Annotated in this window: 19 protein-coding genes; 8 read left to right on the forward strand and 11 right to left on the reverse strand. The window is 67.8% G+C overall.

Annotated elements, in window-relative coordinates; genetic code table 11:
• Position 1: 1 nt before the first annotated feature.
• On the reverse strand, positions 2-2,776 hold the full coding sequence (locus ACN0RJ_RS06005) for a bifunctional [glutamine synthetase] adenylyltransferase/[glutamine synthetase]-adenylyl-L-tyrosine phosphorylase (RefSeq protein WP_417723694.1): 2,775 nt from the start codon (positions 2,774-2,776) through the stop codon (positions 2-4).
• Positions 2,777-2,871: 95 nt separating this feature from the next.
• Between ACN0RJ_RS06005 and ACN0RJ_RS06010 the strand changes: the two genes are divergently transcribed.
• From ACN0RJ_RS06010 to ACN0RJ_RS06035, 6 genes are all read left to right on the forward strand, one after another.
• Positions 2,872-3,339 carry a YbaK/EbsC family protein gene (locus ACN0RJ_RS06010; protein ID WP_417723695.1) on the forward strand — a complete coding sequence of 156 codons (468 nt, stop codon included), beginning with the start codon at positions 2,872-2,874 and terminating at the stop codon, positions 3,337-3,339.
• A gap of 251 nt (positions 3,340-3,590) precedes the next feature.
• Positions 3,591-3,836: a hypothetical protein gene (locus ACN0RJ_RS06015; protein WP_417723696.1), complete on the forward strand. Its 246-nt coding sequence runs from the start codon at positions 3,591-3,593 to the stop codon at positions 3,834-3,836.
• Positions 3,837-4,005: 169 nt separating this feature from the next.
• On the forward strand, positions 4,006-6,099 hold the full coding sequence (locus ACN0RJ_RS06020; protein WP_417723697.1) for a calcium-binding protein: 2,094 nt from the start codon (positions 4,006-4,008) through the stop codon (positions 6,097-6,099).
• A gap of 243 nt (positions 6,100-6,342) precedes the next feature.
• The gene (locus ACN0RJ_RS06025) at positions 6,343-6,783 is read left to right on the forward strand and encodes a DUF2852 domain-containing protein (RefSeq protein ID WP_417721162.1); all 441 of its coding nucleotides are present in this window, start codon (positions 6,343-6,345) and stop codon (positions 6,781-6,783) included.
• Between the two features lie 77 nt (positions 6,784-6,860).
• Positions 6,861-7,310, forward strand: coding sequence for an RDD family protein (locus ACN0RJ_RS06030; RefSeq protein WP_417723768.1), 450 nt, complete (start codon positions 6,861-6,863; stop codon positions 7,308-7,310).
• Between the two features lie 150 nt (positions 7,311-7,460).
• The gene (locus ACN0RJ_RS06035; protein WP_417721161.1) at positions 7,461-8,273 is read left to right on the forward strand and encodes an arginyltransferase; all 813 of its coding nucleotides are present in this window, start codon (positions 7,461-7,463) and stop codon (positions 8,271-8,273) included.
• A gap of 10 nt (positions 8,274-8,283) precedes the next feature.
• Here the strand turns inward: ACN0RJ_RS06035 and pobA are convergent, their stop codons facing one another.
• Positions 8,284-9,450: a 4-hydroxybenzoate 3-monooxygenase gene (gene pobA, locus ACN0RJ_RS06040; protein WP_417723698.1), complete on the reverse strand. Its 1,167-nt coding sequence runs from the start codon at positions 9,448-9,450 to the stop codon at positions 8,284-8,286.
• Between the two features lie 95 nt (positions 9,451-9,545).
• On the opposite strand from pobA, the gene ACN0RJ_RS06045 reads away from it, so the two are divergent.
• Positions 9,546-10,403: a helix-turn-helix domain-containing protein gene (locus tag ACN0RJ_RS06045; RefSeq protein WP_417723699.1), complete on the forward strand. Its 858-nt coding sequence runs from the start codon at positions 9,546-9,548 to the stop codon at positions 10,401-10,403.
• A gap of 6 nt (positions 10,404-10,409) precedes the next feature.
• On the opposite strand, the gene ACN0RJ_RS06050 is transcribed toward ACN0RJ_RS06045, so the two are convergent.
• The 7 genes from ACN0RJ_RS06050 to ACN0RJ_RS06080 all read right to left on the reverse strand — a co-directional run bounded on the left by ACN0RJ_RS06050 (position 10,410) and on the right by ACN0RJ_RS06080 (position 19,777).
• A complete protein-coding gene (locus ACN0RJ_RS06050; RefSeq protein ID WP_417723700.1) occupies positions 10,410-13,211 on the reverse strand; it encodes a calcium-binding protein in 2,802 nt (933 codons plus the stop codon).
• A gap of 116 nt (positions 13,212-13,327) precedes the next feature.
• Positions 13,328-14,227 carry a LysR family transcriptional regulator gene (locus tag ACN0RJ_RS06055; RefSeq protein WP_417721969.1) on the reverse strand — a complete coding sequence of 300 codons (900 nt, stop codon included), beginning with the start codon at positions 14,225-14,227 and terminating at the stop codon, positions 13,328-13,330.
• Between the two features lie 89 nt (positions 14,228-14,316).
• Complete coding sequence (locus tag ACN0RJ_RS06060) at positions 14,317-15,540, reverse strand: OpgC family protein (protein ID WP_417723701.1); 1,224 nt, start codon at positions 15,538-15,540, stop codon at positions 14,317-14,319.
• Positions 15,527-17,326 (reverse strand): glucans biosynthesis glucosyltransferase MdoH, encoded by a 1,800-nt coding sequence (gene mdoH, locus ACN0RJ_RS06065; RefSeq protein WP_417723702.1) that lies wholly within the window; start codon positions 17,324-17,326, stop codon positions 15,527-15,529. The genes ACN0RJ_RS06060 and mdoH overlap by 14 nt, the downstream gene beginning before the upstream one ends.
• Positions 17,319-17,456, reverse strand: coding sequence for a hypothetical protein (locus ACN0RJ_RS06070; RefSeq protein WP_417723703.1), 138 nt, complete (start codon positions 17,454-17,456; stop codon positions 17,319-17,321). Before ACN0RJ_RS06070 ends, mdoH begins: the two co-directional genes overlap by 8 nt.
• Positions 17,457-17,488: 32 nt before the next feature.
• Positions 17,489-19,072, reverse strand: a complete 1,584-nt coding sequence (locus ACN0RJ_RS06075) for a glucan biosynthesis protein (RefSeq protein WP_417723704.1) — start codon at positions 19,070-19,072, stop codon at positions 17,489-17,491.
• 279 nt (positions 19,073-19,351) lie between these two features.
• On the reverse strand, positions 19,352-19,777 hold the full coding sequence (locus tag ACN0RJ_RS06080) for an OsmC family protein (protein ID WP_417721964.1): 426 nt from the start codon (positions 19,775-19,777) through the stop codon (positions 19,352-19,354).
• 183 nt (positions 19,778-19,960) lie between these two features.
• On the opposite strand from ACN0RJ_RS06080, the gene ACN0RJ_RS06085 reads away from it, so the two are divergent.
• Positions 19,961-20,518 carry an HD domain-containing protein gene (locus ACN0RJ_RS06085; RefSeq protein WP_417723705.1) on the forward strand — a complete coding sequence of 186 codons (558 nt, stop codon included), beginning with the start codon at positions 19,961-19,963 and terminating at the stop codon, positions 20,516-20,518.
• Positions 20,519-20,524: 6 nt separating this feature from the next.
• Here ACN0RJ_RS06085 and ACN0RJ_RS06090 read toward each other — a convergent pair whose 3' ends face one another.
• Positions 20,525-22,192 carry a ribonuclease J gene (locus ACN0RJ_RS06090; protein WP_417723706.1) on the reverse strand — a complete coding sequence of 556 codons (1,668 nt, stop codon included), beginning with the start codon at positions 22,190-22,192 and terminating at the stop codon, positions 20,525-20,527.
• A complete protein-coding gene (locus tag ACN0RJ_RS06095) occupies positions 22,189-22,980 on the reverse strand; it encodes a type III pantothenate kinase (protein ID WP_417721961.1) in 792 nt (263 codons plus the stop codon). Before ACN0RJ_RS06095 ends, ACN0RJ_RS06090 begins: the two co-directional genes overlap by 4 nt.
• Between the last annotated feature and the right edge of the window lie 6 nt (positions 22,981-22,986).

The raw sequence follows: 22,986 nt of genomic DNA on the forward strand, positions 1-22,986 counted from the left end.
CTCAACCCTCCGGCAGGGCGGCCGCGATGATCCCGGCCGCCGTTCCGGTCATCTTTTCCAGCCGCTCCCGCAGCGCGTCAAGGCTTTCGCATCCGGTGATCCGGCAGAGAAACGCCAGCCCCCCCGCCCCGAGCGTATCGGGATCGGGCGCGCCCTGCGTCACCAGCCGCGCGCCGATCTGCAGGCTCTGGCACAGCCGGTAGGTGGCCGCGAGGTGATCCGCGTCCGCCTTGCCGAGCCAGCCGCAGGCCGCGGCCGAGGCCAGCCCCGCAGCCACCTGCCGCGACGCCCGCCCCGAGAGCAGCGCCCCGGCCTGGCTGACCAGCTCGATGTCCTGCATCCATCCCGGCCCGATCTTGGCATCCCAGAACGCGCCCTTGCCCTTGGCCGCGGCGATGCGGCCGCGCATGGTGGCAAGCTCCTTCAGCACCTCGTCGCGATCGCGCGGCGCGGCCAGCACCTCCGTCCGGAAGGCCTCGACCTCGGCGGCGAGCGCGGCAGGCCCCGCCGCCACCCGCGCCCGCGTCAGCGCCAGATGCTCCCAGACCCAGGCCTCTTCGCGCTGGTAGGTGGTGAAGGCGGCGAGCGAGGTCGCCACCGGCCCCTGGTTGCCCGAGGGGCGCAGCCGCATGTCGACCTCGTAGAGCCGCCCCTCGGCGGTGGGGGCGGTCATCGCGGTGACCAGCGCCTGCGTCAGCCGGGCATAGTAGGTGCGCGAGGGCAGCGGTCGGCGCCCCTCCGAGGTCTCGACACCGTCCGGGTCATAGATCACGATCAGGTCGAGATCGGAGGCCGCGTTGAGCCGCCCCGCCCCGAGCGATCCCATGCCCACCACCACCGCGCCGCGCCCCGGCGCCGCGCCGTGCTTGCGGGCGAATTCCTCCTGCACCACGGGCAGGATCGCCGCCAGGCAGGCCCGCGCCAGGTCGGCATATTGCGACGCCGCCTCCTCGGGTTCGGACAGCGCGCGCAGCAGGTGCACCCCGATGCGGAAATGCCATTCCTTCGACCAGCGCCGCGCCATGTCGAGGCGGCGCTCGTAATCGGGCTCCCGCGCGAGCACTTCGGACAGTTCAGAGGTCAGCGCCGCGACTCCCGGCCAGGGGCTGAAGAAATCCCCCCCGATCACCGCGTCGAAGACATGGGCGTTGCGCGACAGGTGCCGCGCCAGATCCGGCGAGATCGACACGATGTCGGCGAGCAGGTCCACCAGGTGCGGATTGGCCTCGAACAGCGAAAACACCTGCACCCCGGCGGGCAGACCGGCAAGAAAGCCGTCGAAGGCCGACAGCGCCTCCTCGGGGCGGGTCGCCTCGGCGATGCGGCTCAGGATCTCGGGCTTGAGCCGCTTGAAGATCGCCAGCGCCCGGTCCGAACGCAGCGCCGGGTAACGCGGCCAGCGCGCCACCACCTCGCTGCAGGCCAGTTCTTCGGGCACATCGCTGCGCGACGCGGCGGCCCGCGCCTCCGGGGCGAAAAAGCCCTCGGTCAGCCCGTGAACCTCTTCGAGCCGCGCCGTCAGCTCCGCCTTGAGCGACGGCACCTCGCGCCCCATCAGCGCCGCGAGCCGGGCAAAGCCCTCGGCCGAGCCCGGCAGGGCGTGGGTCTGGGCGTCGTGGATCATCTGCACCCGATGCTCGACCTCGCGATGGGCGCGGTAGTCGGTCACCAGCGTCTCGCTCACGTCGCCGGGGATCCAGCCCTTGCGCGACAGCACCCGCAGCCCGTCCACCGTGCCGCGCACCCGCAGATCCGGGTCGCGCCCGCCGGCGATGATCTGGCGGGTCTGGGTGAAGAACTCGATCTCGCGGATACCGCCGCGCCCGAGCTTCATGTCGTGCCCCGCCAGCGTGATCGGACCTCCCAGCCCCTTGGCATCGCGGTAGCGCAGCCGCATGTCATGGGCATCCTGGATCGCCGCGAAATCGAGGTGACGCCGCCAGACGAAGGGACGCAGCGACTCGAGGAACCTCTCGCCCGCCGCGATGTCGCCCGCGCAGGCCCGCGCCTTGACGAAGGCCGCCCGTTCCCAGGCCCGGCCCAGCGATTCGTAGTAGCGCTCCGCCGCCTCCATCGCGATGCAGACCGGCGTCACCGCGGGATCGGGGCGCAGCCGCAGGTCGGTGCGAAAGACATAGCCCTCGCCCGTCAGGTCGGAGAGCGTCGCCGCCATGCGCCGGGTCGCGCGCACGAAGGAGGCGCGCGCATCGTGGAAATCGTCGCGCGGGAAGCGCGTCTCGTCGAAGAGGCAGATCAGGTCGATGTCGGAGGAATAGTTGAGCTCCCCCGCGCCCATCTTGCCCATCGCCAGCACCACCATGCCCCCGGCCGCGGGGATGTCCGCCTCGGTCGCGCCGGGCAGCTTGCCGCGCTTGATCTCGCGGGTGATGGCCTCTTCCAGCGCCAGTTGCACGGCGCGGTCGGCAAAGCGGGTGAGCGCGCCCGTCACCTCTTCGAGGCACCAGACCCCGCCGAGATCGGCAAGCCCGGTCAGCAGCGCCACCCGCCGCTTGGCCCGGCGCAGCGTCACCCCGACCTCTTCGCCGGGAGGCTGCGCGAGGATCGCCTCCAGCGCCGCCTCGGGATCGGCGGCGGCCACTTCCAGCCAGCCCGCCTCGCGCAGGATGAGCCCCTTGAGATAGGGGCTCGACCCGCCCGCCCCCATCAGCAGATCGCGCATCGCGCCCCCGGCCCCCGGCACGGCATCGCGGGCCTCCGCGCCGAGTTCGGCTTCGAAGGCGGTGGGAAGGCGGGTGATGCGGTCAGTCATGTCCATGCCCCAAGATGGTCATGCGCCGAAGAAATGTGCAACGCCCGGCTTGCCCTGCCCGCCCCGCCGCGATTACCTGCCGCCGAGACAGGAGCAGACCCATGAGCAAGAGCCTCGCCCGCGTCCGCGCGGCCCTCATCGACGCCGGCATCCCCGCCGACATCCGCGAAGTCGGCCAGGCGCGCACCGCGCAGGAGGCCGCCGACAGCGTCGGCTGCGCCCTCGACCAGATCGCCAAGTCGATCATCTTCCGCGCCGAAACCAGCGGCGAGGCGGTGCTTTTCCTGACCGCCGGGGGCAACCGCGTGGATGCCGGCAAGGCCTCGGCGCTGGCGGGGGAACCGCTCGGCAAGGCCGATGCCGCGCTGATCCGCGCCCAGACCGGATTCGCCATCGGCGGCGTCGCACCGGTGGGCCACCTGTCGCCGATCCGCGCCTGGATCGACCCGCGCCTGCTCGAATTCGACACGATCTGGGCCGCCGCCGGAACCCCGCGCCACGTCTTTCCGATGGACGCGCATGTGCTGCCCGGCCTCACCGGCGCCATCCCGGCGGATTTCATCGCCTGAAACGTCGATCCCCGGCGGACCTGCCCGCCCGACCTGCCCCGCAGGCGGCGGCCCAAGCCCGGACCGCCCCCGCCTTGTCCCGCTCGGACATGGCCATTGCACCGGTCCCGACGACCGGCGCGCAACCGAGAACCCATTGAGAGGAAACAGCTTTCGGCGGATCCTTGCCGCATTAACAACTTCTGGTTGAATATCCCTGCGAGAATCACCTAACGGGAGTTCATGGAAATACCCAATGAGAAGAGGCCGGTGTGATCGAACTCCTGAAGAGACACCCGCTGGAACAGGCGGCTCGACGAAGCCGCGAGTCGGAACCGGAAACAGACAACGAGAGAACCGGAGAACAACCGTACCGGGTCGACGATGCCGACCTGTGTCACGAAGACCCTTGCGAAGAAACCGGAGCAGTCTCCGGATGGTGGATCCTGCCCTTCGCGGTGTTGGGACTGGTGTGCAACTACTTCATCTTCGTCGCCATCCGCAACCTGCTATTCTGAACCGCGACGGGTTCGGTGCCGGCCCTCCGGGCAATCCCGGCCCGGCGCTTTCGGCGCGCGCGGAAAAGGGTCGCAACGGTCGACGCAAGGCGGGGAACGGGGTAGCATTCGACCGTTGCGGATAACCACCGCCCCTTGCATACAAGAAATTTCATGAAGGAATTCCGGGATGTCGGCACCTATCGCAACGGGATCGTCCTTTCTGGTCCACAGCATCGCGCGCGGCCGGCAGATCAACGGAACGATCGAAAACCTGATGTTCGGGGAATACGCGATCGCCTGGAACAGCGATCATGTCGACGGCAGGCAATTGATCTTCGTCAATACCTTCGACCGCTTCGGCACCGATCCCGGTCTGGAAACGCTGGCGCTCTACCATTACGGCGCCGATTGGCTCTACAACACCGACCTGATCAACCTCGAAGCCCTGAGCGACGGACGCTTCCTGATCCAGAGCCGAGATGAAACCCCGGATCCGACATACGAGACCGGGCAACTCGGCATATACGACCCGTCGCGCGGTCTGACCGGACCTTTGGTCACCGATATCTCGGGAAGACAACTGGACGCAATCCGGACCGATTCCGGAGGGTTCGTCCTTCCCTTCAGATTTTCGTACGCCTTCGACTACGATTCGATCAGCGTCACCGTTTTCGACGGATCGGCCGGTCTCGTCGGGCGCGCGGCCATCGACGATGGAGGCTTTGCCGGGCATTCGCCGCGCTTTTTCCGGGTGCTGCCGGATGGCGGATATGTCGTCTATTGGAACACGGACGATTACGTGAACGAAGACGGGGATTTCTACCAGCAATTCAGCGCCACGGCTGAACCTGTCACCGGCCGCATGCCGATTTCGTGGGACGATCTGGCATCCGTGGACGATGCCGAAGAGATCGCCCTCGCCGCCCGGGACGCATTGGCGACCGGCGGCGCGGTCCATGTCCGTCCCGTGGAAGGCGGGGTGGACGGTCAGGCCGCGCTGTACCTCGATGTCTATGGTGCGGACGGAGTCCAGCGGGATTTCGGGATCGTCCGGCTCGAAGCCTTCGGCGTCCCGGGAGATGGCCTTACCCGGACCGTCACGCAGGCGGAAATTACGGAGGGCGGCCATTATCTCGTCCGCGCGACGTACACCGATACGTCGACGGGCGAACGCGGCGCGATCATCTCGCTTTTTGACCTCGACGGCACCCATGTCGGTGAAGAGATCCGCTTCCCCTCGCTTCCTGCCGGCGCGCAGGGGGTTGCGCACATCCTTCATGATGTCCTGCCGCTTCCCGATGGCGGTTTCCTTGCTGCCACGGAGGTGAGAGTGACCTTCGAAGGAAACGTCATCGAAACGGCCCTGTATCTGTCCCGCTACGACGCCTTCGGGCAACAGGACGGGTCCTCGGTGCGGATCTCCGACAACATGACCGACGGCACGCGGGACCGGTTTACCGAGATGACCCTCGTCGATGGCGGTCAGGTCGTCGTGTTGTTTTCCCGCACCGACGCCACCACCGGCGAGCCCGACATTCTGGCCCGCGCCTTCGAGCTCGACTTCGCCTCGGCGACCGGCATCGGCGACGCCCTTTCGAACGAGATCGGAGCGCAGGCCTTCGACGGGCTGCAAGGCAATGACACGGTCAGCTATGCCGATGCGACGGATCGGGTTCTTGTGGATCTTGCCACCGATGTCGGCGCGGCCCCCTTTGCGCGGTTCTTCGGCAGCGGTGCCGCCGAAGGTGACACCTTCACCGCCGTCGAAAGCGCCTTCGGTGGTGCCTTCGCGGACAATCTTCGGGGCAACGCGGAGCGCAATCATCTGGTCGGCGGGGCGGTTTCGGATCGCCTCTACGGTCGCACGGGCGATGACCGGCTTGACGGCGGCACGGGCTCCGATGCGCTCTACGGCAATCTCGGGGCCGACGTGCTGACCGGCGGCGGAAGCGCGGACGAAGGCCGCCGCGACCGGTTCATCTACTTCAGTGCAGCCGATTCCGGTGTCGGTCGGGAGGCGCGCGATCTGATTACCGACTTCATCGTCGGGGAGGACCGCATCGAGATTTCGAGGCTCGATGCGGATGCCACCCGGGTCCTGAGGCAGGAGTTCACCTTCATAGGCGACGCGCCCTTTTCCTCGACACCCGGCGAACTGGGGTATCGTCACGAGGAGGGGTCGACCATCGTCCAGGCGGACCTGGACGGAGACGGAACCCCGGATTTCGAAATCGAACTCCTCGGGACGATGGACCTCAGCCTTGCCGAATTCCTCCTCTGAGCCGGGCGCGTGTCCTCCCGCCATGCCCGCCGCTCTTCCGGCTTCGCTGAACGGCCAGGTGCGAACTCATCCGCAGCGTCGAGCGGGACGAGCGGGGATCGCCCCCGGCCACCGTGAAAGGCCTGTCCGGCGGAAAATGTAAAAAACCTTCACATCACCCCTTGAAGCTTTGCCGGGCAATCCCGATCTCTCCAATGTGAAAGACATTCACATACGCAACGAGAGACATCGGGAGACATATCCATGACCGCCGCCGCCCATTACGAAGCCCGACCCGCCAACCCCGGCTGGCTGAGGCGTGCCGAAGCCTGGCTCGACCAGCGCGGCAAGCCCGCCTGGCTCGTGGCGACGGTCCTCGGCTTCGTCTTCTTCTGGCCCGTGGGCCTTGCCCTTCTCTTCTACATGATCTGGAGCAATCGCATGTTCGGAAAATCCTGCCGCACCCGGAACCACCGTCACCAGGCCTTCCAGCACGGCTTCAACGCCATGCGCCCGAGCGGCAACAGCGCCTTCGACGCCTACAAGGCCGACACGCTGCGCCGCCTCGAGGACGAGCAGAAGAGCTTCGAGGATTTCCTCCAGCGTCTGCGCGAAGCCCGTGACAAGGCCGAATTCGATCAGTTCATGGACGACCGTGCCCGCAAGGCGCGCGACATCGAGCAGGACGAAAAAGAAGACGCCTGATCCGACAACCGCCATGGCCCCCGCGCGGGGCCATGGTTATATCCGACCCGAAGGACCCCGCCCAGATGAGCGAGACCATGTATTCCGACCAGATCTACGACCAGCTTCCGGACCCGCAGCGCCAGAGCGCCTTTTACGAGACCGTCGCGATCAAGCGCGGCCTGGCCTGGGTGGTCGATTCGATAATCGTGGCCATGCTGGTAATGCTGGCGCTGGTGTTCACCGCCTTCCTCGGCGCCTTCGTCTTCGTCGCGCTCTGGATGCTGGTCAGCTTTGCCTACCGCGTCACCACCATCGCCTCCGGCTCGGCGACCTGGGGGATGCGGCTGATGGCGATCGAGTTCCGCGACTGGCGCGGTCAGCGGCTCGGCCTGCCGCAGGCCTTCCTGCACACCCTCGGCTATGCGGTCTCGATCTCGATCCTGCCGCTGCAACTGGTTTCCGTCGTCTGCATGTTCGCCACCGAGCGCGGGCAGAGCCTGACCGACATGGCGCTCGGCACCGTCGCGTTGAACCGCCGCGCCTGAGGCCGCCGCGCCCGCCGATCGGGCAATACCGGCGCCGGGCACAAAATCGCGTCATCCTTGCAAAAACCCGCTGCCTCCCCGTTTTCGGGGGGGTTGGCGGATTGTCTTTTCGTTGTTACGTTTTCTTCGACAACGCCCGACGGGACCCCGATGCGCCACTCCCTGCCCCTCACGCCGCAATTCTATGTGACGGCTCCTCAGCCCTGCCCGTATCTTCCCGGCCGGATGGAGCGGAAGCTTTTCACCGCCCTGCAGGGGGATTCCGCCGAAAAGCTGAACGACGGTCTGTCCAAGCAGGGGTTCCGGCGCTCGCAGAACGTGCTCTACCGGCCGTCCTGTTCGGATTGCGCCGCCTGCCTGTCGGCGCGGATCGACGTGCGCCGGTTCCGCCCCTCGAAAAGCCAGAAGCGGACGCTGAAGCGCAATGACTGGCTCAGCCGCCGCGCGTCGAGCCCCTGGGCGACCGAGGATCAGTACGCGCTGTTCCGCCGCTATCTCGACGCCCGGCACGCCGATGGCGGCATGGCGGACATGGACATCTTCGAATTCGCCGCGATGATCGAAGAAACCCCGATCCGCTCTCGCGTGGTGGAATACACCGATGGCGAGGGCGGGGATCTCAAGGCGGTCTGCCTCACCGACGTGCTCGATGACGGCGTGTCGATGGTCTATTCCTTCTACGAACCCGACCTGCACCGCGCCAGCCTCGGGACCTGGATGATCCTCGACCACGTGGCCATCGCGCTGGAAACCGGGTTGCCCTATGTCTACCTCGGCTACTGGGTGCCGGGATCGTCCAAGATGGGCTACAAGGCGCAGTTCGACGCGCTCGAGGTCTATCGCCGCGGCAAGTGGGAGCCGATGCGCGACCCGCAGGATTACGCGATGGAGATGCACCCGCTCTCCACCGATCCCATCGCCGAACAGGTCGCCAACATCTCGCTTCCCGACAGCCGGGCCTGACCGGCCACCGTCAGAACGGCAGGCCGGTATAGTTCTCGGCGAAGTCCTTCTGTGCCGTCTCCGACGCCCCGAGGTGGTCGAGCGTGGCGCGGCGCATGGCCTCGGCAAAGGAATCCTCGCCCTCGAAGCGGTGCATCATCGTCGTGGTGGCCCAGGAGAACCGCATCGCCTTCCAGACCCGGCGCAGCGCCCGCTCCGAATAGCTGTCGATGCCCGCGCGGTCGCCCCGGACCGCGTCGATCAGCGCCCGGTGCAGGTAGTGGACGTCCGACGCGGCAAGGTTCAGCCCCTTGGCCCCGGTCGGCGGCACGATATGCGCCGCATCCCCGGCAAGGAACAGGTTCCCCCAGCGCATCGGCTCCGAGACGAAACTGCGCAGCGGCGCGATGCTTTTCTCGATCGAGGGGCCGGTGACCAGCCGCGCCGCGACCTCGCCCGGAAGGCGGCGGCGCAGCTCGTCCCAGAAGGCTTCGTCGGACCAGTCCTCGGCCTTGTCGGTGAGCGGAACCTGCACGTAGTAGCGCGACCGCGTCTCGCTGCGCTGGGACGCCAGCGCAAAACCGCGCGGGGCGTTGGAATAGATCAGCTCATGATGCACCGGGGGCGTCTCGGACAGCACGCCGAGCCAGCCGAAGGGATAGACCCGCTCGAACTCGCGGCGCCTGTCGGCGGGAATGGTGCGGCGGCTGACCCCGTGAAAGCCGTCGCAGCCCGCGACGAACAGGCAGCTCAGCCTCCGGCGCGCGCCCTCGTGGGTGAAATGCAGCACGGAGCGCGCGGCGTCGAGATCGGTGATTTCGATGTCCGAGACCCCGTGCAGCACCTCGGTTCCCATGGCGTCCTGCGCCTCGTAGAGATCCGAGGTCACCTCGGTCTGGCCGTAGACCATGACCTGCCGTCCGGTGAGCGCGCGAAAGTCGATGCGCAGCTGCGTGTCGCCCGAGGCCAGCACACAGCCCTCATGGGGAATGCCCTCGCGCTCCATGCGGACGTCGACCCCGGCGGCGCGGAGCAGTTCCACCGTGCTCCATTCCAGGATTCCGGCGCGGATGCGAGCCAGCACATGGGCGCGGGTCTGGCGTTCCAGGACCACGGTCGACACCCCGGCCCGGTTCAGAAGCTGGCTCAGCAGCAGCCCGGCGGGACCTGCTCCGATGATCGCGACTTCGGTGTTCATCTCTCTCCCCTGCCTCCTGTTCCGGACCCCCAGACTAGGCCCCGGGGACCCGGCACGGAATGGACGCGCTGCGCGGACTCTGGTACGAACCGTGCATGAGCGCGCTGCACGACATTCCCACATGGCAGTTGTTCGGGGAAACCTCGGCCTTTCCCGACGTGGTGCATTGCGAACGCATCGGCGACCGCGCGCCGCGTCACGACTGGTCGATCCCGCCGCATCGCCACGCCCGGATGGTGCAGGCGGTGCAGGTGCTGTCGGGCTCTGCCGAGGCGGTGCTGGACGGCGCGAGTCACCGGATGGCACCGGGGGATTTCGTCTACATGCCTGCCCAATGCGTGCACGGCTTCCGCTTTTCCCATGGCACCGAGGGGCTTGTCGCCTCCTGGCCGCTGGCGGTGGTGCTGCCCCTGCTCGACGCCTCGGGCGGGCTGGCGCAGCGGCTATCGCGGCCGATGTTCGCCACGGCCTCGGACCTGCTGGCCGGGCTGTTCCTGCAATTCGATGCGGCCTACGGACAAACTGGCACATTCCGGACACCGCTCCTGGTGTCGCTGTCGCGCGCCTGCCTCTCCGGCATCGCCGAACACGGCGCGAGCGGCCCGCCGCCCGGCCCGGCAAGCGCCGTGCTGAGCCGGTTCGACGCGCTGTTGCAGACCCATCGCAAGGACGGCTGGACGGCAGGCGACTACGCCGCCGCGCTGGGGGTGTCGACCGGCCACCTGAGCCGCATCTGCCGCGCCGCGCGCGGCACCGGCGCGCGCGGTTGCATCGACGCGCACGTGATGGAGGAGGCGGCGCGGATGCTCGCCTTCACCCGCCTGCCGGTGGCCGAGATCGGCTACCGCCTGGGCTATGACGACCCGCCGCATTTCTCGCGCCGGTTCCGCGTGCTGCGGGGCGAGGCGCCCACCGCCTACCGGCAGCGGTTCGCCTCTGCGCCCCTGCCCTGACCCCGCTCAGATCAGGAAATCGTCCGCGGTGAGGTCCATGACCCCGGTCAGTTCGATCTCGAAATCCGCGAGGCCGTCGCCGTCCACGTCGGCCTGCACGATGGTGTTGCCGCCCTCGTGCACATAGGCCAGCTCGCCCGCCGTGCCGGACAGGCCCGCATCCCCGACGAAGTCGAAATACTGCTTGTTGCCCTGCGTGGTGTCGGCGTCGAAGCGGCGGATCTCGATCCGGTCCTCGCCGCTGACGAAATCGGTGATGACATCGCGATTGCCCGCCCCGACACCCGATTCCGCGATGTTGAAGTAGATGTAGCGGTCGCGGCGATCCTCGTCCGGGCCGCCGGTCATCGTGTCCGCCCCGAGCCCGCCGTAGAAGGCATCCGCCCCGGTCTGACCGAAGAGGAAGTCGTTGCCCGCGCGGCCATAAAGGCGGTCCGACAGGCCGCCGGTGTAGAACACGTTGGACCCGGAATCGCCGCGCAGCTGGTCCACCGTGTCGCCGGTCTGGAAGACCTCGACATTGGCAAAGGTGTCGCCAACGGCATCGCCATACATGAACTGGGTGTTCTGGAGATCGACCCGGACCGAGCGCGTGGCGCTGGTGTAACTGACCACGTCCCGGCCCGCTCCGCCGTCGATGAAATCGCCCCCGGCGCCTCCGTCGATCGTGTCGTTGCCGTCGCCGCCCGTCAGGCTGTCATCCCCCGCCCCGCCGAGGATCGAGTCATTGCCCCCGAGCCCGTCGTAGGTGTCGTTCCCGCCCAGCAGGTCGATGCTGTCCGCGCCGGAGGTCCCGGTGATGCTGTCCGCCGCCTCGGTCGGCGCGCCGGGAGGCGGCAGCGACGGCGTGCCGACCCGCCCGGAGGCGCGCGTCGCCGTCGTCTCGAGCGTCATCACGTCGGCGCCGTTCCGGAAATGGATCTCCTCGATGCTGCGCAGCACCGCGACATAGCGCGGAGATCCGTCCGGCAGGGTGCTGCCGTTGAAGGAGCCGGTGTAGTACATCTCGTAATGATCGCCCACGCGTTCGATCACGAAATCGCTGCGGTCGAGATAGGTGGTCAGGATGTCGGTGCCGGTGCCGCCGTCGATCTCGCCCGCGAAATCGTAGCGCCCGTAGTTGATCTCGTCATTGCCGGCCTCGGCATGGATGCGCAGCCCCTCGCCCAGGCCGCTGTAGAGCACGTCGTCGAACAGCGTGCCGATCAGTTCCTCGGTGAAGGGGGCGTGGCTGTCGTTCCCGTTGCGGTCGTAGTAGACCCCCTGCGACAGGGTGCTGAGATCGGTGGTGTCATAGCCCGGCCCGCCGTAGAAGAACGTCCCGTAGCCCGAGGTTCCCGCCGACAGCGAGGTGACCACGAAGCGGTCGTTGCCGGCCATGCCGTAGACGTAATCCTCCATCCCGTCGGCCCCCTGGCGGTAGAGGTCGTCCCCGTCGAACAGGAACACCACGTCCGCCCCTGCCCGCCCGGTGAGGGTGTCGTTGCCGTCGGTGCCGTGGATCGTGTCGTCGCCCGCGGTGTTGGCCGAGTAGTCGTTGAGCGGAATGTCGAAGACCCCGCCTTCGAGATCCGCCGTCGCGGGACCGTTGCGGCCGCTGTAGCCGGTCCAGCCGACAAAGATCTGGTTGCCGATGCCGCCCGCGATGAAGGGCGGATGGGTGGCGGCGGCAAAGACCCCGCCCTCCTGCACCATGACCGCGTCCGACAGGATCACCCCTTCGGGGCTGAGGATCTGCGCATAGACCGACACGACGGGATCTATCGCGGTGCCGCCCGTGGTCTGCGACCAGGCCAGCGCGATATTGCCGTTGGGCAGCACCGTCGCCGCGACCGAGGGCAAAACCGGCGTGAAGGTCAGCGCATTGTCCGGCCAGGCCAGAAGCAGGTTCTGGATCGGGGCATCGCCCGAAAACTGCAGGGTGTACTGGTGATCGGCATAGGGGGTGCCATCGGCGTAATCCGGGCCCGTGGTCGCGAATGCGACCGGCGCCTGGATGCGCACGCGGATCCCCGACGCGGTGGATTCGATGAACCCGACCGAGCCGTTGCCGAGGTTGATCGTATCCGACTGCGCATCCCCGAAGCCGGTAAACGGTTGATTGACCACCGGGGTGCGCAGCCCGCCGTAGCCCGAATGCGTCGCGCCGAGCTCGAAGACCGTACCGATCTCGGCGTTCAGCACGAAGAGATCGTTGCCGAGGTTCAGCAATTCTCCCTGCCAGCTGGCGCTGTCGGGCGCGACGTAGAATTCGGCCCCCACGCGGTTGCCCGAGGCGTCGAAGATCTGCGCCACCCAGGGGCTCGTGGTGTTGGTCCAGGGGTCGCGGGCATCCTGCCAGGTGGCGATGAAGCCGCCGTTGCCGTAGGGGGCGAGGTCGGTCAGGTCCTGATCGCGGAGGGTTTCCGTCGCCAGCATGATCGGGTCGGTGACCGGCGTGCCGTCCGGCCGCAGGATGCGGACCCAGGCCGACACGTCGACCCCGTTGCTGAGATCGGGCCCGTCGGTCCAGGACACCGCAAGGTTGCCGTTGGAGAGCACGACGATATCCGCATCGCCCTGCCCCGAGACGTTGACCGAGGTGTTGACCTCGAACACGCCGCCGCGCGGGGTGCCGTCGGCGTTGAACACACGGCCGATCACCGCGGTGAACTGGTTGTCCGCGATCCCGGGAACCGGAATGCCCGCGACGAGGTGGGTCCAGACCGCCATGTAGCCGCCACCGGGCAGCGCGACGATTTCGCCATTGTTGGACCCTGCACCCACGGGTGCGAGAAGCCGGGTGCCGTTCACCGGGGAAAGGGGCATGCGCTCAATACCTTTTTCAAATATTGCCTGTCGGTCCGGCGCCGTTGCGGCACCGGTCAAATCCGGGTCCGGCCATCAGTCAGCAGCATGGCGGTTCTGTCAATAGTGCGCCGGTCTCATGGCGCCCCGAGGCCGGGCCGGGCCAGATCGGCCGCGCTGCGCATCAGCGCCTGGACCAGCGGTGTCTGCGGGTCCTGGTGCAAGGTGATGAGCCCGACCGTCGGCGCAGGCCCGCCATCGGCGATGGGCACGGTGGCAAGGTCGTGACCGATGGCCAGGAACTCGGCCAGGTCGGTGGGAAGGATGGTGACGAAGCCGCCGTAGATCACGTTCGAGACGAGCACGATGGTCGAGTTCGATTCCACCAGCGCCTCCGGCGACACCCCGGCTTCGAGAAAGCCGAGGTTGATGATCCGGCGGTTCTGCATGTCCGGCGTCAGCAGGCAGAGCCGCTGGGCGCCGATCTCGGTCCAGCGCACCTCGGTGCGCGCGGCGAGCGCATGGTCCGACGGGCAGAGCAGCGAATACCGTTCGCGGTGCAGCGGGACCGAACTCATCCGCCCGAGCGGTTCATTGTCGAGATAGGTCAGGCCCGCATCCGCGTCGAGGTTTTCCAGAAGCTCGAGGATCGAGGCGGAAGACCTTGAAAGCACGGTGAATCCCACATTCGGATAGCGGGCGGAAAAGCGCGCGGTAAGTTGCGCGGCCCAGGTCAGCGCGGTGGGGATGACCGCCACCCGCAAATGCCCCGACAGCCCCGCGTGCGAGGCGCGCATGTCCTCGCGCAGGCGGCGGGTGTCACCGACGATGCGGCGCGCCCAGATCAGCGCACGCTCGCCCTCCGGGGTCAGACCGCCGTAGCGCGACCCGCGCCGGACGAGCTTGACGCCGAGCTGTTCCTCGAGATGGCGGATGCCGGTCGACAGGGTCGGCTGCGCGATGTTCAGGCTCTCTGCCGCGCGGCCGAAATGCTGCGCCTTGGCCAGCGCCAGCAGCATCTCGAGCTTGCCCATCATCGCGCAATCCTTTCACGACCATCAGTTCCGATACGAAACCGTAATCGAACGCGGCGCCCCTGTCCAAGGGTTGCAGGGGCAAGGCCGGCTCAGGCGCGGGCGACGAGGCCCCCGGTCGTGCGCGCGGGCGGCGTGGCCGCGGTGCGCTTTGCGGTCCGGTTGCGCTCGTGCACGGCGGCGACGCCGAAGATCGCCAGCACCGCGAGCGGCGGCAGCAGCCAGGGCAACAGGGCCGAGCCCGGTTCGACCTTGAGCAGGATCTGGCAGCCGAGCGCCAGAACCGAGCCCCAGGCAAACACCGCGAGGCCCTGCCGCCCGAGCATCCGCAGCGGCGCGGCCAAGCGATGCGCGCACCAGTCGCGAAGCTGCGGCAGGCAGGACACCACGTAGACCAGCGCGACCGCATGGATCAGGCGCGGGAAGGCGAGGAAGGGCTTGTCGTGGGTGACGATGTTGGCCGGCGCGCCGAGCTTGCCGAGCAGCCACATCTTGTTGTTCATCCAGACTCCGAACGGCGGAATGAACTTCCACGCCAGCACCAGCACGAGGAACCCGGCCGCGACGAGGAACAACGGGCGGTTCACCGGGACGAGCCGCTCTCCCCTGCGGTGGCGGATGCCGATGGTGAGTCCGAGCACGAAGATGAACTGCCAGGTGAACGGGCTGAAGAACCAGCCGCCGCCGCCGGGATAGTTCGGCACGTTGAGCCGCAGCCAGCCGCCCACGAACCAGATGCAGGCCGAGACCGCCAGCGTCGGCCAGGGTGCCCTTAGCCCGGCCCGGATCGCCAGCGGGGCGAGCAGCAGCAGAACGATGTAGGTCGGCAGGATGTTCACGTAGCCGATATGGTAACTCAGCGCCGCGAGCCCGGTCAGCGCCGCACCGGTCTGGTCGAAGATGCGCGAGATATTGTGCATCTGCAGCAGTTCGGGCCGCAGGAAGACATTCGCCGCCATGGCGAACATCGCCAGCACGACGACCGTCATCACCATCTGCACGAGGTAGAGCACCCAGGCGCGGTGCCAGATCGGGGTGACCGCCTCGCGCAGGCTGCCCTCGCCGTTGGTCCAGCGCTCCATCCGGCCGGAATAGGCGATCCCGGCAGCGACGCCGGACATGACGAAGAACGCCTCCGCCGCGTCGGAAAAGCCGAAATTGCGCAGGGTGAGCGCCTCGTAGGGGTTGCCGGGGATGTGGTCGATGAGGATCATCACCAGCGCCGCGCCGCGGAAGGCGTCGATGCGCGGGTCGCGCTGGCCGCGCACGGCGGCGGCGCCGGGAAAGCTCACCAGTTTGCGCTCAGGCTGCGACATGGTCCGGTTCCTTCTCGGGGGCTGTCTCCTCGGGAGCGGCGCTCCAGCGGGCAAGCTGCGACCGGTAGGCCCGGATCACCGGGGCCGGGTCGGTTTCTTCGGGCACGGCGAACAGGCCCTGCCCCACGGGCCGCGAGGTCCAGGTGATGAGCAGCGGCGCGAACAGCATCGGCACGCTCACCGGCATCAGCCAGAGCGACAGCGCCGGGGCGAAATGGCCGGTGGCAAGCAGCAGCGCCGCCCCCCAGAGCGCGATCCAGCGCCCGGCCTGCCAGCCCTCGCGCCAGGACAGGCGGCCTTCGCCGCGCTGGTTGGCGGGCCAGCCGCCGTCGCGCCCCGAAAGGACCTCGATCACGGCGCGGGTCTGGTACATCAGCATCAGCGGCGCGATGACCGAGGTGATGAGGATCTCGGCCAGGACCGAGGCCCCGGCCCGCAGCGCGCCGCCGAAGCCGCGCGTGCGGCCTTCGGAGATGGCGCCGAAGAGGATGGCAAGCTTGGGCAGCAGCAGCAGGCCGCCGATGCCGATCCCCAGCGCGATGATCTCGCGCGTGCGGTCGTCGGGAAAGACCGGGAAAAGCTGGAACGGCTCCGGGAAGTAGTCCGGCGGCGGCGCGGTGACGGTCGCCACGACCGAGGCCAGCAGGAACCCGCCCCAGAGCAGCGAGACGAGATAGGCGAGGATGCCCTGCACGAAGACCACCCGGCTCCAGGGTTTCAGCCCCGGCGTGGTCAGCAGGCGGATGTGCTGCAGGTTGCCCTGGCACCAGCGGCGGTCGCGCCGCGCGTAGGAGGTGATGTTGTCGGGGCCTTCCTCGAAGGAGCCGCCGATGGTCTCGTCGACCTCGCCCCCCCAGCCGCCGCGGGCCAGCAGCGCGGCCTCAACGTAGTCATGGCTGAGGATGGTGCCGCCGAAGGGCGGTTTCCCGGTGAGCGGCGGCAGCCCGCAGCACTCGGCAAGCGCGCGCACCCGGACGATGGCATTGTGCCCCCAGTAGGGGCCGGTGCGCCCCTGCAAGCGGGCCAGCCCGCGGGCGAAGACCGGGGAATGAAAGGCGGCGGAGAATTGCAGCGCCCGCGCGAAGAAGGACGAGGCCCCCGTGACCTTGGGCAGGGTCTGGAGCAGCCCGAGGTTCGGGTCCGCCTGCATCCGGGCGATCAGGATGCGGATGGTCTCGCCTTCCATGAGGCTGTCCGCGTCGAGCACGACGGCAAGCTCGTAGGCCCCGCCCGAGGCCCGCACGAAGCTTTCGATATTGCCCGCCTTGCGGCCGTGATTGTCGCGGCGGTTGCGGTAGAAGATGCGCCCGGTGCCGCCGGTGACGTCCAGCAGGCGCGCGAAGGCGGCCTGTTCGCGCGCCACGGCGTCGAGGTTGCCGGTGTCGGAAAGCACCGCGATATCCGCCGTGATCCCGGCGGCCGCGATCGACCGGTCCATCGCCGCGACCCGCGCGAAGGCGGCGACGGGGTCTTCGTTGCAGATCGGCAGCAGCACGACGGTGCGCGGCTGCGGCTGCACCATCTCGGGGCGCAGCGCGGCGCGGCGCCGGGCCGGCAGCCCGACAAAGGCCTGAGCCGCCCCCCAGGCCAGCCAGGCCGTGGTGACGAAGATCAGCACGACCCGCATCCCGTCCCATATGCCGAAGCCGTCCTCGGCAGAGACCTGCGCGAGGATGGCCGAGGCGCTGATCGCGCAGGCGGCGGCGAAACCCAGCGCTCCGATCCGGCGCAGCGCGACGTCAGGCGCAAGCCGGTCGTGCGACCGGGTTTCCCGCAACTCAGGCATTTGCAACGGGGAAGAAGAAGGGCGCGAGGCGCATCAGCAGCGATCCCCGGCCTGCGGGGCGCTCCAGTTCTTGCGCCGGCATGTCCAGCGGCGCGACGGGGGGCGCCCAGTCGATTCCGGTGTCCGGCATCTGTGTCCGGGCGAGAGTATCGAGGGTATCCTTCATTCCACAATCCACTGATAGAGCCAGGTTTCAGACAGCCGGCGATCCTGTTCGAAGAGGGCAGCACGCAGTTCGACGACGGCTCCCGAATCCGCGGCGACCTCGATGACGAGCCGCCATGTATCCGAACCTTCGATGCGCGCAAGCACCACTTCGGCCACCTCGCCTCCGCCTGCTTTCACGCGAGGCACAACCTCCGACGCGGCGGTGAGTTCCGGCAAAGCTCCGCCTTCGAAGTCGATGACGAATTTTTGCCGACCGTTGTCCTGTTCCACCCCCGCAACGCCGCCTTTTCCGGCGAGCGTGCGCAAAACCCGGGCGGTTTTGGGACGGCTTCCGGGGGGCAGCATGCCCCAGTGCAGGCGATAATCGAACTCGAGCGCATCCCCGGCCGAGACCTCCGCCTCCGGCACCCAGAAGGCGACGATGTTGTCGTTGGCTTCCAGATCCGAGGGAATCTCGATCAGCCGGACATTGCCGCGGCCCCAGTTGCCCACCGGCTCGACCACCAGCGACGGGCGGCGTTCGTAATGCGCGCCTGCATCGAGATAGTCGCCGAAGTCGCGGCTGCGCTGGACCAGACCGAAGGAATTGGGACCGTTCGCCCCGACATAGGAATTGGCCAGCCGCGAGGGGTTGTTGAGCGGGCGGACAAAGGCTTCGCCGCCCGATTGCAGCACCAGGTATTCGCTGTCGTGCACCGCGCGGCGGTAATCGTCGAAGCCACCCTCGTCGTTCGGTCCGAACAGGTACATCGAAGTGAGCGGCGCGATGCCGATCTGCGCCACGTCCCGGCGGAAGAACAGCCGCGCGGTGACGTCGATGCGCGTGACCTCGCCCGGCACCAGCACGAAGCGGTAGGCGCCGGTGACGGACGGGCTTTCCAGCGCGGCGTAGAACACCACCTGATCCGCCCCCTCGGCGGGCTTTTCCAGCCAGAAGGCGCTGAAGCGGGGGAATTCCTCGTCGCCGCCGGTGGCGGTGTTGACCGCCAGCCCGCGCGCCGAGAGCCCATAGACGTTGTGCTTGCCCAGGGCGCGGAAATAGCTGGCGCCGAGGAAGGACACGACCTCGTCATAGCGGTCGGGCGCATTCAGCGGCGCGTTGAGGCGGAACCCGGCCACGCCCGGCAGGTCGACATGCTCGGGCACCGAGATGTCGCCGCCATAACGGAAATCGTCGGTGCTGAAGGGCATCGGCACCGCGCGGCCGTCATCGACCTCGAACAGTTTCACCGGCTCCTTGAACAGCCAGCCGAGGTGATAGGCGTGAAGCTGGAACGGCGCGGCACCGCCCTGCCAGCGGGCGCTGGCGGGCCGGAACTGGATATGGCGATAGTCGTCGTAATCCAGTTCGGGAAGCGGGCTTTCGACAGGATCGGGCACCTTGTGATCTTCGCCCGCCCTGCGCCGCATCTCGGTGGTGAGCGCGTCAAAGCTGAAAGGGGTGCCCTGCGCATCCTGCGCGGAAAGGGAACCGGCCTGCCCCAGCACGATGCAGGCCGCAACGCTTCCCAGCGCCTGGCGCCGGGTCAGCCCCGTGAAGGGCCTGCGCGCGGCAGTGGTCGCGCGAGTATGTTTCATCCGCAATGCTCTCTGATGATCGAGGAGTGTTATCAGCCAACTAAGTTAGCGAGTTTTCTGCAGTTGCAATATGCCTCGTGCAAACTGGCGAAAAATTGCCTTGTCGCAGGGGGTTGTGCGGCGTTCTGCCGCTTCCCGGGGCGGTGTTGCGGCAACCGGCGTCAATCAGCCGACGGCAGCGCAGGGCGCCCCGGAGGACCGCTCGCGAAACGGGCCGCGCCCTCCCCCGAAGGAAGGGCGCGGCCCCGGACCTGCTTGGGTCGATGTGCGGAAACGCCCTCAGGCGAGGGTCGCCTCCATGGTGATCTCGGCGGTGAGAAGTTTCGAGATCGGGCAGTTTTCCTTGGCGGTTCCGGCCGCCTTGGCGAAATCCTCGGCGCTCGCGCCCGGCACTTTCGCGGTCACGACCAGGTGGCTCCTGGTGACGGCGAACCCGCCGTCCTGCTTCTCCATCGACACCGTCGCCTCGGTCGAGATGTCATCGGCGGTAAACCCCGCCTCGCCCAGAACCATGCTCAGCGCCATGGAAAAGCAGCTTGCATGGGCGGCGGCGACCAGTTCCTCCGGGTTGCTGCCCGGCTCGCCTTCGAAGCGCTTCTTGAAGCCGTAGTTCGCCTTGTCGAGAACACCCGATTCGGTCGAGATGGTGCCCGTCCCGTCCTTGAGGCCACCCTTCCAGTTCGCGGATGCGGATTTGTTGATCATCGGTCTCTCCTGTCATTTGCCTGTCCCCGGCGGGGATGTCACCCGACCAACGCCCGGACCCCGCCCGGAGTTGCAGGCGGCGAAAAAGACTTGACCCGACCGCGCGCGCCGGGGAACACTGGTCTTGTCGGATGCCGGTAACGGCCTGCCGACCCTACCCTTTCCCCACACCAGAGGTTCCATATGCTGACGGATCGTTTCGACGATGCGCTCACCCTTGCCGCGCGGCTGCATCGCAGCCAGAGCCGCAAGGGATCGGGCGCCCCCTATATCTCGCATCTCATGGCGGTCTGCGCCCTTGTCCTGGAATACGGCGGCGACGAGGATCAGGCCATCGCGGGTCTGCTTCACGACGCGGTCGAGGATCAGGGCGGTGCCGCCATGCTCGCCGAGATCGAGGCGGCCTTCGGACCGCGCGTCGCCCGCATGGTCCGCGAATGCTCGGATGCCGAGGATCAGTCGCGCATCCCGTGGCGCACCCGGAAGGAGGACTACCTCACCGGGCTCGCGACGAAATCCGCCGATGCGCTGCTCGTCACCACCTGCGACAAGCTGCACAATGCCACCGCCATCCTCGAAGACCTGCGCCGTCACGGCCCCGAGGTCTGGGACCGCTTCACCGCCGGGCGCGACGGCACGCTGTGGTATTACGACGGGCTGGCGCGGGCCATCACGGCCCGCGACGCCGCCCCTGCCCCGCGCCTCGCCCGGACCGTCGCCGCGATCCTGGACGAGGCGTGACGCCGGTCAGGACAGGCGGCTGACGATCACCGTCACTTCGGGCTTCTTGCCGATCTCGGTCTGGGCGGTGTTGCGCACGATGCGCCGCATCCCCTCCTCGATCTTGCCGTCGTCGGTCAGGGTCTTCTCGCTCGCCCGGCCGAGGAACTGGCTCAGATCCTCTTCCAGCACTTCGGCAAGCGGCGCGGTGCTGCGCCCGATCTCGGGCAGCCCCATCAGCTCGCACCAGGGCTCGCCCAGCGGCTCGTCCTGCTCGTCGAGGATCACCGTCACCACCACGTGCCCGTTCAGCGCCATGCGGATGCGGTCGCGCACGATGCCGTCCATCGCCCCGATCTTGACCGACCCGTCGAGATAGGTCCGCCCGGCGTCGATCCACTCCACCACCGAGGGTTCGTTGCCCGACAGGTCGATCATCATGCCGTTGACCGCCAGCACCCCGGCCCGGCCCTTCTGCTTGGCCAGCTTCACGTGCTCGCGCAGGTGCCGGTGCTCGCCGTGCATCGGGACGACGATCTGCGGCTGCACGATGTCCTGCAACCGCTCCAGGTCGGGACGGTTGGCATGGCCCGACACGTGATAGAGACCCGAGCTGTCGTCGACCACGTCCACGCCCAGCTCGGAGAAGTTGTTCATGATGCGGATCACGTCCTTCTCGTTGCCCGGAATGGTCTTGGACGAGAACAGGAACAGATCGCCCGGCTTCAGCTCCACGCCGTTGTACTTGCCCCGCGACAACTGGGCCGAGGCCGCGCGCCGCTCCCCCTGCGACCCGGTGACGATCAGCATGACGTTCTCGCGCGGCATCTGCACCGCATCCTCCGGCGCCACGACTCGCGGAAACCCGGTCAGCACGCCGGTTTCCACCGCCGCCTCGACCATCCGGCGCATCGCGCGGCCCATCAGGCAGATCGACCGCCCGGCCCGCTCGCCCGCCTCGGCCAGAGTCTTGACCCGCGCCACGTTGGAGGCAAAGGTCGTCGCCACCACCATGTTGGGCGCGCTCTCCACCAGCTTGACGATCTCGGGGCCGACGGTCGATTCCGACCGGCCGGCATGTTGCGAAAAGACGTTGGTGGAATCGCAGATCAGCGCCTTGACGCCGCCCGACGCGATTTCGGCATAAAGCTCGGGATCGAAGGCCTCGCCCACGACCGGATCCGAATCCAGCTTGAAATCGCCCGAATGCACCAGCCGCCCGCCCGGCGTGTCGATCACCAGGGCCGAGCTTTCGGGAATCGAATGCGAGATCGGCAGGAAGCCCACGGTGAAGGGCCCCGCCTGCACCGTCTCGGGCCATTTCGAACAGGTCTTTACCGTCTCCGGGCCGAAGCCGTATTCCGCCAGCTTCTGCCGCGCGAGGTTGGCGGTGAAGGCGCGGGCGTAAACCGGCACGCCGAGCGCCTCGAAATGATGGCCAACCGCGCCGACATGGTCCTCGTGGGCATGGGTGATGAACAGCGCCTCGATGCGGGAGCGGTTCTCGATCAGCCAGGTGATGTCCGGCAGGATCAGATCGACCCCGGGGGTGCCGTCCATGTCGGGAAAGGCCACGCCCAGGTCGACGACGATCAGCCGCTCCTCGCCGGGTTTGCCGTAGCCGTAGACGTAACAGTTCATGCCGATCTCGCCGGCGCCGCCCAATGGCAGGTAGATGATCCTCTCGGTGCTCATGACCTCGGGACTCCTTGTTCGTTGTTCTTGTTGTAGGCGTGGATCACCGTCAGCCCGTGCATGGTCAGATCGTCCACCCACTCGTCGAACAGTGCCTCGGATTGCTGGAAAAGCGGCGCCAGCCCGCCGGTTGCAACGATGCGCATGGGGCGGTCGCGTTCGCCCTTGATCCGCGCACAAATCTCTCGGACGAGGCCGACATAGCCCCAGAAGATACCGCTCTGCATGCAGGCGACCGTGTTGGTGCCCACCACGCGCTGCGGCTTGGTGATGTCCACGTGCGGCAGCGCGGCGGCGGCCTGGTGCAGCGCCTCCAGCGACAGGTTGACGCCGGGCGCGATCACCCCGCCCACATAGGCGCCGTCAGACGCCACCACGTCGAAGGTGGTCGCGGTGCCGAAGTCCACCACGATCAGGTCGCCGCCGAACATGTCGTGCCCCGCGACCGTGTTGACCAGCCGGTCCGGCCCCACCGCCGTCCCGGCATCGACCCGCACGTCCACCGGCAGCAGGCAATCCGGCTTGCCCACGACCAGCGGCCGCGTGTTGAAATAGCGATCGGCCAGAACCCGGAGGTTGAACACCACCCGCGGCACCGTCGAGGAGACGATGACATCGGTGATGTCCGCCTCGATCTTCTGGAACTCCATCAGCGTCGACAGCCAGACGTAATACTGGTCCGCCGTGCGCTGGTGCTCGGTCGAGGTCCGCCACATGGCAAGAAACCTCTCCCCGTCCCAGATCGAAAAGACCGTGTTGGTGTTGCCGCAATCAATCGCCAGAAGCATCCGTTC

This window comes from Salipiger sp. (genome assembly GCF_048261495.1).
Taxonomy (GTDB): Bacteria; Pseudomonadota; Alphaproteobacteria; order Rhodobacterales; family Rhodobacteraceae; genus Salipiger.